This window comes from Caulobacter sp., assembly GCF_049283275.1.
GTDB lineage: Bacteria > Pseudomonadota > Alphaproteobacteria > Caulobacterales > Caulobacteraceae > Caulobacter.
In genome coordinates, this window is the sequence record NZ_JBAPVS010000336.1 from 1 (window position 1) to 9,724 (window position 9,724).

Below are 9,724 nucleotides of genomic sequence, written 5' to 3' on the forward strand. Positions count from 1 at the left end.
GCCACCAGCTGGGCGGCGTCCAGGGCGAACAGCGGCTGGCCGGCGGCCACGCGCTGGCCGCGCTGGACCGACACCGTGCTGACCGGCCCGGCCACCGAGGCGCCCACATACAGCGTCTCGCCCTCGACATAGCCCGACAGCCGGCGAGGATGGGCCGCGTCCGGTCCCCAGATTCGCCAGGCGACGAAGCCGACCAGGAGGACCACCGCCACGGCCAGGCCGATGCGAACCGGAGGCTTCATGCGCGCCCCTCCCCCGTTTGGACCAGCATGCCTCTAAGGGCGACTTCGACGTGCTGGGCCAGCAAGGCCTTCAGATCGATCGGCTTGACCCCGACCGGCACGAAAACCTCGCGCCACAACACGCCCAGCAACACCGGCCCGGCCAGGCTGAACACATAGAGCTGGGGATCGCCGGGCCGCACCTCGCCGCGCGCCTGGGCGGTCGCCACGGCCCCGCTCATCGCGCCCAGCATCACCGAGACCACGTCCTCGTGCCAGACCTTGGCCAGCTCGGGGAAGTTCCGCGACTCGCCGATCACCATCTTGGCCACCGCCCCCAGCCGGCCGTCGGTCATCAGCTCGCCGATGCGGGCGAAGACCAGGCGGATCAAGTCGCCGAACGGCAGCGGACTTTGGCCGATGAAGCCGGCCACGGCCTGCAGGTTGGGCGCGATCGTCTCGCGCACCACCGCCCGGAACAGGTCCTGCTTGGTCTCGAAATAAAGATAGAGCGCGCCCTTCGACACCCCGGCCCGAGCGGCGATGTCATCCAGCCGCGCGGCCGCGAAGCCCTTTTCGGAGAACACCACCAGGGCCGCGGCGATGATCTCGCCGGGCCGAGCCTCGCTGCGTCGTCGCCACTTGGGTTGGCCAGGCTGCATGGTGGAGCTCGTATATAACTGACGGGTCAGTTATATACGAAAATGCGCCTCGCACAAGCCTGCGCGCTCCGACGCGCAAGCCTAGCCGGCCGCCCCGTTCGCACCCAGACGTTCGAAAAGACGCGCGGCCAAGGCGGGTCTGGCCGCGTCGGTCGCGCAGGCCGCCACCGGCGCGAGAACCGCGACCTCGCTGGTTTCCAGGAACACCGCGTCGCTGGCGTCGCCGCACGCCCAATCGTAGATCGCGCCGAGATAGCTGGAGTAGATCGCCCGCCCCAGGCGGTCCGGATCGACGGCCTTCGACACCTGGCCGGCGGCCTGGGCCTGGATCATCGCCTGCACGGCGATCTCGGCGGCGTCGCGTCCCAGGTGGGTGCCCTCGAACAGCACGCGAGGGATCCTGACCAGAACCTGACGGTAGAGGCGTGCGTCATCGACATACATCTGGGCCGAGACACGCCCAGCCTCTAACGCCAGGTCGACGCCGGTGGCGACCGAGCCGGAGAGCGCCGCTTCCACCCGATCCAGCGCCACGTTCATGATGGCCAGGGCGATCGCGTCCAGTCCGCCGATCAGGTTGTAGATGGTCTGCGGCGACACCTCGGCGGCGGCGGCGATCTGGCTCAGCGGAACCTTGTCGATCCCGTGTTCGCGCCAGAGATCGGAAGCGGCCGCGATGATCTTGGCGCAGCGGCGCGCCTTGCCTCGCGCACGCAGCGCCAGGCCTAAATGTGGATTAGGTTCCATTTTCGTTGCCGTCGCCATTTTTGGATTGTATTCCAATTTCAAGCAAACGGAACCGTACGCCGACCTCGCGGGGTCGATTTCAGAAAGCACTCCCTTGGGCATCTTCGACGCACACTCCAGCCTGGCCGCCCGTTACGAAGCCGCCCGCGCCGTCGGCCCGATGCCCACAGCCGTGGTGATGGACCGGCTGCTTTCGGCGAGCGAGGCGATCATCAACGGCCGCCGGACCGTCACCGTCGGCACCCACAACTATCTGGGCCTTTCGTTCGACGAGACCTGCATCGAGGCCGGGGTCGCGGCGGCGCGGCGGGAGGGGACCGGCACCTGCGGTTCGCGGATCGCCAACGGCTCGTTCTCCGACCACGTCGCGCTGGAGCGCGAGCTGGCCGCGTTCCACGGCATGCGCCACGCCATGGTGTTCTCGACCGGTTACCAGGCCAATCTCGGGATCATCTCGACCCTGGTCGGCGCGGGCGACTTCCTGTTGCTGGACGCCGACAGCCACGCCTCGATCTACGACGCCTGCAAGCAGACCCAGGCCGGCGCGATCCGCTTCAAGCACAATGACCCGGCCAGCCTGGATGCGCGCCTGCGACGCCTGGCCGGCGAGCCGGGCAACAAGCTGGTGGTCGTCGAGGGCATCTATTCCATGCTCGGCGACACCGCGCCCCTGAAGGCCATCGTCGAGGTGTGCCGTCGGCACGGGGCCTATATCCTCGTGGACGAGGCTCATTCGATGGGCGTGCTGGGCGCGCGCGGGTGTGGCCTGGCCGAGCAGGAGGGCGTGCTGGACCAGGTCGACTTCATCGTCGGCACCTTCTCCAAGAGCCTGGGCGCCGTCGGCGGCTATTGCGCGTCGAACCACGAGCAATTCGACATCCTGCGCGTGGCCTGCCGGCCCTACATGTTCACCGCCTCCCTGCCGCCCGCGACGGCGGCCTCGGTGCGCGCCGCCTTGGCGGCCGTCCAGGCGCGGCCGGATCTGCGCGAAAAGCTCTGGCGCAACATCGATCGGTTCCACGCCGCCCTGAGCGACGCCGGCTTCCAGCTGGGCGCGGGGCCCAGTCCCATCGTCGCCGTCCGCCTGGAGTCCGAGGAGACGACCCTGGCGATCTGGCGAGCCCTGCTGGAGGGCGGCTACTACGTCAACATCGGGCTGCCGCCCGCCACGCCGTCGGGCGAAAGCCTGCTGCGATGCGCGATCTCGGCCGCGCATTCGCAGGCGCAGATCGACGGGCTGAGCGCCCTTCTGATCGACCTGGGCCTGGCCTACGGCGCGATTCCCAAGCCGCGGCTGGCCGCCAAGGGTTAGCCGGCCGACGGCTCGGGTTCGTCGACGTTCCGCCGCCGCGACTGGTCCTCGTCCTTCGACAAGCTCAGGATGAGGACCATTTGAGGCGCTGCGGTAGAAAACCTCATCCTGAGCTTGTCGAAGGACGAGGTTTTCGCTTCCCGAACACCCGGCCTAAACCCTTCCAGCGTCCCGCAGCCGCTTCCTCTTCCCGCCCAGGGCGTCCGGCCGGTTCAAGACCTTGCGGTACTCGTCGCGCCGCTCGTGGATCGAGGCGATGACCAGGCCCATGGGCACGCCGATGTCGACAAGCACCGCTTCGGACAGCTGCAGGCTGGCCTCGATGGTCTCGGGCACGGCGTCGGTGGCGCCCAGCTCGTAGAGGCGGGCAGCGTGGCGGGCGTCGCGGGCCCGGGCGACGATGGTCAGGTCGGGGCGATGACCGCGGGCGGCGGCGACCACCGCCTCGGCGGCTTCCGGCGAATCCATGGTCACCACCACGGCCCGGGCGTGGTCGAGGCCGCAGCGCTCGAGCAGCTCCACCCGCGAGGCGTCGCCGAAATAGACCCGATGGCCGTTGCGGCGGCCTTGCTGGACGAAGCCCGGGTCGCGGTCGATGGCGATCCAGGGCAGCGCGTGACGGTCCAGCATGTCGCCGACCAGCCGGCCGACCCGGCCGTAGCCGATCACCAGCACCCGGCCCGCCGGCTCCTCGTTGTGGAGGCCCACCAGGTCGGGCGCTTCTTCGAGCGGCGCCGCGGCCTTCCTGGCCAGGCGCCCGCCGATCCCCGACAGCGTCGGGATCAGGAACATGGTCAGGGTCGCGGCCACCAGCACGGCCTGGCCGACCTGGTCGGAGACCACGCTGGCGGCCATGGCGTTGTCCAGGATCACGAAGGCGAACTCACCGCCGGCCGCCAGGGTCAGGGCGGCCTCGATCGACGCGCGGTTCGACAGGCCGAACAGCCGGCCCAAGCCCATGATCATCACGCCCTTGACGACCAGCAGCCCGATGGCCACGCCCAGCACCAGGCCCGGCGAGGCGACCAGCAGCGACAGGTCCAGGCGAATGCCCAGCGACACGAAGAACAGGCTGAGCAACAGGCCCTTGAACGGCTCGATCTTGACCTCGACCTCGTGGCGGTACTCGGTCTCGGCCAGCAGGATGCCGGCCACGAAGGCGCCCAGGGCCATCGACAGGCCCGACAGCGACGCCACCAGCCCCGCGCCGATGATCACCAGCAGGCAGGCGGCCATGAACATCTCTTCGCTCTTGGCCTTGGCCACCGAGCGCATCATCGGCCGCAGGGCCAGGCGGCCGAACAGAACGATCGCGCCCAGGCCGACCACCGCCGGCCCCAGGGCCAGCAGGTCGCGCAGGCCGAACGTGCCGTCGCCTCGACCGAGAATGGCCAGGGTGATCAGGATCGGGGCCACCGCCAGGGCCTGAAACAGCAGCACCGAGAAGGTCGCCCGCCCGCCCTCGGCGTGAAGCCGCTTGCGCTCGGCCAGCACCGGCACGGCGATGGCGGTGGACGACAGGGTCAGGGCCGCGCCGATGGCCAGGGCCGCGACAGGCTGCTGGCCCAACGCCATGGCGATGCCGCCCAGGGCCAAAGAGCAGCCGATCATCTGCAGGGCGCCCAGGCCGAAGACCAGCTTGCGCATCAGCCGCAGCCGCTCCCACGACAGCTCCAGCCCGATCATGAACAGCAGGAACACCACCCCGAACTCGGCCAGCTGGGCGATTTCCTGAGGGTTGTCGACGGTGACGTAGTCCAGCCAGGGAAGGGTGTGGCTCAGCGCGCCCAGGCCGAACGGCCCCAGGATCACGCCGGCGATCAGGAAGCCGAGGATGGGATTCATCTTCAGCCGCTTGAACAACGGCGCGACGATGCCCGCCGTGGCCAGAAACAGCACCAGATCCTTGTAATCCGCCGGCGTCATCGCGTGATCCACGTGGTGGGGTCTCCTCTTGGAACGATCTAGCTGGCCAGTTTCAGTCGTACGCCCGCGCCGGCGTCATCGGGCGCGATCAACGCCACGCCGCCGACTTCGAGCGCGTCGATCAGCAGGCGTTCGGTGCTATGGTGCAGGGCGTGGCGCTCGGTCTCGAAGTCCTTGACCGTGCTGCGCGAGACGCCGGCCTTGTCGGCCAGGTCGCCCTGCGACCAGCCCAGCAGGCCGCGCGCGCCGCGACATTGGGCCGGCAGGAGAATTTTTGCGTGGGGCATCTAGCGCTCCAAGGTTTTGTCACCCATATTGGTTGAGTACGCCCGAAAATGTTGACCGTCAAGGAGCGCCTTTGCACCATACCTCGTTGATCGCCACCATCGTCGCGGGCCTGGGCCTGGCCTTCGTGTTCGGGGCCATCGCCAATCGCCTGAAGCTGCCCGTGCTGGTCGGCTATCTGGTGGCCGGCGTGATCGTCGGCCCCTTCACCCCCGGCTATGTGGCCGATCAGGAACTGGCGCCGCAGTTGGCCGAGATCGGGGTGATCCTGCTGATGTTCGGGGTCGGGCTGCACTTCTCGGTCAAGGACCTGATGGCGGTGCGCAAGATCGCCATCCCCGGCGCCGTGGTGCAGATCCTGGCGGCCACCGTCATGGGGATCGGCCTGGCCCACATGCTGGGCTGGACGCTGGGGGCGGGCATCGTGTTCGGCCTGGCCCTGTCGGTGGCCTCGACCGTGGTGCTGTTGCGCGCCCTGCAGGAGCGACGGCTGATCGACACCGACCGCGGCCGCATCGCCGTCGGCTGGCTGATCGTCGAGGATCTGGCCATGGTGCTGGCCCTTGTGCTGCTTCCGGCCCTGTCCGGAATGCTCGGCGGCGAGGCCCCGCCGCCCGGCCCCGGCGGCGTGGCCGGCGCCTTCGCCCTCACCATCGGCAAGGTCGTGGCCTTTGTCGTTCTGATGCTGGTGGTCGGCCGTCGGGTGATCCCCTGGATCCTCCACCGCATCGCCCACACCGGCTCGCGCGAGCTGTTCCGCCTGGCGGTGCTGGCCATCGCGCTGGGGGTGGCGTTCGGCTCGGCGGCCCTGTTCGGCGTCTCGTTCGCCCTGGGCGCGTTCTTCGCCGGCATGATCATGGCCGAAAGCGAGCTGAGCCAGCAGGCCGCCAACGAGACCCTCCCCCTGCGCGACGCCTTCGCGGTGCTGTTCTTCGTGTCGATCGGCATGCTGTTCAACTGGTCGGTGGTCCTGCGCGAGCCGCTGGCCGTGCTGGCGACCCTGTCGATCATCGTGATCGGCAAGTCGCTGGCGGCCTGGCTGATCGTGATCGCCTTCAAGCGTCCGCAAAGCGTGGCCCTTACCATCTCGGCCAGCCTGGCCCAGATCGGCGAGTTCTCGTTCATCCTGGCCAGCCTGGGGGTGTCGCTGAAGCTGCTGCCCAAGGACGGCCAGGACCTGATCCTGGCCGGGGCCATCCTGTCGATCCTGCTCAACCCGCTGCTGTTCGCGGTGCTCGACAAGATCCTGCCCAAGCTGGTCGGTCGGGCGGGCGAGCCCGTGGCCCCGGCGATCGCCGCCCAGCCCCACGGCGTGCTGGTCGGCTACGGACGGGTCGGCAAGGCGGTGGCCGAGGGCCTGAAAGGCCGCATGCCGCTGGTGGTGATCGAGGACGAAAGCGAACGCGCCGACGAACTGCGGGCCGGCGGCTTTGACGTGCTGCAAGGCAACGCCGTGCGCCCCGAGGTGCTGCTCAAGGCCGGCCTGGCCGAGGCCACCCACCTGTTCGTCGCCGTGCCCAGCCCGTTCGAGGCCGCCCGGATCATCGAACAAGCCCGCGCCGCCAACCCCAAGGTCAAGATCATCGCCCGCGCCTATACCGACGCCGACGTCGCTCTACTGACCCAGATGGGCGCCACCCACGCCCTAATCGGCGAACAGGAAATCGCACGCGGCATGCTGGGCCTGGCGCCCAAACGACCGGCGCCGGCCGCCTCGGTTCACTAGGTCCGGACACCAGGTCGGGGCGCGTTCTGAAACATGACAAAAAAGTAAGGGACGAAACGGCCTCAGGAATGGCCAAATCGCGGTTCGGATTTTCCAATGGATCGCTGCTTCATGAAACGAACCTGGTTCGCCGCCGCCGCCATGGCCGCGCTGTCCCTGTCGGCTTTCGGCGCGCAAGCGCATGAAGACCACGCCTGCCTGAACGACGCCTGCACCCTGCAGTCGCTGTTCGTCGCCGCCGACACCCCGGCGGCCGGCGACGCGGCCGTGTCGCTGGAGTCGCCGCGCTACGGCGCCTGGGGCTTCGACGCCTCGGGCATGGACCGCACGGTCAAGCCGGGCGACGACTTCTACAAGTTCGCCAACGGGGCCTGGGACGCCAAGACCGCCATTCCCAGCGACCGCACGCGCTACGGTAATTTCGACAAGCTGGCCGAGCTGTCGGAGGCCCGCACCAAGGCGATCATCACCGAGGCCGCGTCGGCCGCCGCGCCCGACGCCGACACGGTCAAGATCGGCGCCGCCTACAAGGCGTTCATGGACGAGGCCCTGGCCGAGAAGCTGGACGCCAAGCCGATCGCCGATGAACTGACCGACATCCGCAAGGTCGGGACCAAGGACGACTTCACCGCCCTGATGGGCCGCAACCCGACCACCGGCTATTCGGCGATCCTGGGCCTGGGCATCGGGGCCGACGCCAAGAACCCCACGCGCTACGCCGTCTACGCCTCGACCGGCGGCCTCAGCCTGCCCGACCGCGACTATTATCTCGACGCCAAGTTCGCCGAAAAGAAGACCGCCTACGAGGCCTATGTCGCCCAGATCCTGACCATGATCGGCTGGGACAAGCCCGCCGAGCACGCCAAGGCGATCGTCGCGTTCGAGACCCAACTGGCGCAGGCCTCCTGGACCCGGGCCGAACGCCGCGACCGCGACAAGACCTACAACCCCGTGACCCTGGCCGAGTTGCAGGCCCTGACGCCGGGCTTCGCCTGGAACCGCTATCTGGTCGGGACCGAGCTGCCCGCGATCGATCGCGTGGTGGTGACCACCAACACCGCCTTCCCCAAGTTCGCCCAGATCTATGCCAACACCCCGCTGGACACGCTGAAGGCCTGGCAGGCGTTCAAGGTGGCCGACGACGCCGCGCCCATGCTGTCCAAGCGCTTCGTCGACGCCCAGTTCGAGTTCCGCGCCAAGACCCTGGCCGGCCAGCCCGAGCAGAAGCCCCGCTGGAAGCGCGGCGTCGCCAGGGTCAACGACCAGCTGGGCGAGGCGGTCGGCCGCGTCTATGTGGCCCGCTATTTCCCGCCGGACTCCAAGGCCAAGATGATCGATCTGGTCGGCAACATCCGCACGGTGCTGAAGGCCCGCCTGGACACGCTGGACTGGATGTCGCCGGAGACCAAGGCCCAGGCCCAGGACAAGCTGGCCAACTTCACCGTCAAGATCGGCTATCCCGACAAGTGGCGCGACTATTCCAAGCTGGAGATCAGGCCCGACGACGTCTACGGCAACGCCATCCGCTCGGCGGCCTTCGACTGGCGTCACGACGTCGAGCGGCTGAACGGACCGGTCGACAAGACCGAGTGGGGCATGACCCCGCAGACGGTCAACGCCTACTACAATTCGGTCAATAACGAGATCGTCTTCCCGGCCGCCATCCTGCAGGCCCCGTTCTTCCATCCGGACGCCGACCCGGCCGTCAATTACGGCGGCATCGGCGGGGTGATCGGCCATGAGATCAGCCACGGCTTCGACGACCAGGGCCGCAAGTCGGACGGCAAGGGCGTGCTGCGCGACTGGTGGACCGCGGGCGACGCCGCCAAGTTCAAGGCCCAGGCCGACAAGCTGGGCGCCCAGTACGGCGCGTTCGAGCCCCTGCCCGGCGCCAAGGTCAACGGCGCCCTGACCATGGGCGAGAACATCGGCGACATGGGCGGCCTGGCCTTCGCCCTGCAGGCCTATCACGCCTCGCTGGGCGGCAAGCCGGCCCCGGTGATCGACGGCTTCACCGGCGACCAGCGGGTCTATCTGGGCTGGGCCCAGGTCTGGCGCTCGAAGATCCGCGACGACGCCCTGCGCCAGCAGGTGGTCAGCGACCCCCACTCGCCGGCCTATTACCGCGTCAACGGCACGATCCGGAACCAGGACGGCTGGTACGGCGCCTTCGACGTCAAGCCGGGCGACAAGCTGTATGTGGCGCCGGAGGAGCGGGTGCGGATCTGGTAGCTGGGACCGGGGACATGCCCTTGCGGCGTGTCCCCATCAGCACCAGACCACGCGGGCCGTTTAGCCTCCGTGCGTCGGGTGGGGACACGCCGCGAGGGCATGTCCCCGAACGCAAAAACGGCGGCCCGCATCGCGGAGCCGCCGTTTTTATCAATTGCGTCAAAAACAGAAACCAGACCCCAGATACACCAAACCCGTCGCGGGGGATAATCGCGACGGGTCCAGCTATTTCTCGATCATTCGATCTAGGTGGGCGTTTCCTCCCCGAAACGCCGAAGGAAGGGAGCTCTCTTTGGGCCCGTTTCTTCCTTGCAACCGTTAGAAACGGCAAATCCGGGATGGTGTCAACGGCAACAACCCGGATTCCATAAGGGCTGACGCATATTTTTGACATAAAACGGTTAGATTGGACCGACGGGTCAAACTTATCGTCGATCTCCTAGCGGATTTCTGACACTTACGTCAAAACTTATCGCGTCAGACGTTCACGAAGCTTGTCCAAAACCGCCGAGCGCGACTCGAAGACATAGTCGGGGCGCGAAACCGTGACCGGCTCGACTCCGGCCGCCCCCAGGGCGGCGGCGGCCTCGAACAGGTCGGCGGCCGCCAGCAG

8 protein-coding genes and 1 pseudogene are annotated in these 9,724 nt (G+C 68.2%); 3 read left to right on the plus strand and 6 right to left on the minus strand.

The features are described from left to right. The 3 genes from WAL33_RS19100 to WAL33_RS19110 form a co-directional block, all read right to left on the minus strand. Window positions 1-242: biotin/lipoyl-binding protein (locus WAL33_RS19100; protein ID WP_422183299.1), on the minus strand; the 242-nt coding region annotated here is incomplete at its 3' end. Next, window positions 239-883, minus strand: a complete 645-nt coding sequence (locus WAL33_RS19105) for a TetR/AcrR family transcriptional regulator (protein ID WP_422183300.1) — start codon at window positions 881-883, stop codon at window positions 239-241. The genes WAL33_RS19105 and WAL33_RS19100, both read right to left, overlap by 4 nt. Window positions 884-964: 81 nt before the next feature. Beyond that, complete coding sequence (locus tag WAL33_RS19110; RefSeq protein ID WP_422183302.1) at window positions 965-1,630, minus strand: TetR/AcrR family transcriptional regulator; 666 nt, start codon at window positions 1,628-1,630, stop codon at window positions 965-967. 94 nt (window positions 1,631-1,724) lie between these two features. On the opposite strand from WAL33_RS19110, the gene spt reads away from it, so the two are divergent. Continuing rightward, a complete protein-coding gene (gene spt, locus WAL33_RS19115; RefSeq protein WP_422183304.1) occupies window positions 1,725-2,942 on the plus strand; it encodes a serine palmitoyltransferase in 1,218 nt (405 codons plus the stop codon). A 153-nt stretch (window positions 2,943-3,095) separates the two neighbouring features. Here spt and WAL33_RS19120 read toward each other — a convergent pair whose 3' ends face one another. Further along, complete coding sequence (locus WAL33_RS19120; protein WP_422183306.1) at window positions 3,096-4,868, minus strand: cation:proton antiporter; 1,773 nt, start codon at window positions 4,866-4,868, stop codon at window positions 3,096-3,098. Window positions 4,869-4,906: 38 nt separating this feature from the next. Then, window positions 4,907-5,155 carry a helix-turn-helix domain-containing protein gene (locus tag WAL33_RS19125; RefSeq protein WP_422183308.1) on the minus strand — a complete coding sequence of 83 codons (249 nt, stop codon included), beginning with the start codon at window positions 5,153-5,155 and terminating at the stop codon, window positions 4,907-4,909. Window positions 5,156-5,226: 71 nt separating this feature from the next. Between WAL33_RS19125 and ybaL the strand changes: the two genes are divergently transcribed. Both ybaL and WAL33_RS19135 read left to right on the plus strand, forming a co-directional pair. After that, a complete protein-coding gene (ybaL, locus tag WAL33_RS19130; protein ID WP_422183309.1) occupies window positions 5,227-6,879 on the plus strand; it encodes a YbaL family putative K(+) efflux transporter in 1,653 nt (550 codons plus the stop codon). A gap of 111 nt (window positions 6,880-6,990) precedes the next feature. Continuing rightward, window positions 6,991-9,111 (plus strand): M13 family metallopeptidase, encoded by a 2,121-nt coding sequence (locus WAL33_RS19135; RefSeq protein ID WP_422183310.1) that lies wholly within the window; start codon window positions 6,991-6,993, stop codon window positions 9,109-9,111. 469 nt (window positions 9,112-9,580) lie between these two features. On the opposite strand, the pseudogene WAL33_RS19140 reads toward WAL33_RS19135, so the two are convergent. Beyond that, window positions 9,581-9,724, minus strand: a pseudogene (locus WAL33_RS19140) (ATP phosphoribosyltransferase); the annotation flags it as partial.

Coding starts and splice junctions, on each gene's coding strand:
- WAL33_RS19105 (WP_422183300.1), bottom strand. CDS start 883: ATGCAGCCTGGCCAACCCAAGTGGCGACGACGCAGCGAGGCTCGGCCC.
- WAL33_RS19110 (WP_422183302.1), bottom strand. CDS start 1,630: ATGGAACCTAATCCACATTTAGGCCTGGCGCTGCGTGCGCGAGGCAAG.
- WAL33_RS19120 (WP_422183306.1), bottom strand. CDS start 4,868: ATGACGCCGGCGGATTACAAGGATCTGGTGCTGTTTCTGGCCACGGCG.
- WAL33_RS19125 (WP_422183308.1), bottom strand. CDS start 5,155: ATGCCCCACGCAAAAATTCTCCTGCCGGCCCAATGTCGCGGCGCGCGC.
- WAL33_RS19135 (WP_422183310.1), top strand. CDS start 6,991: ATGAAACGAACCTGGTTCGCCGCCGCCGCCATGGCCGCGCTGTCCCTG.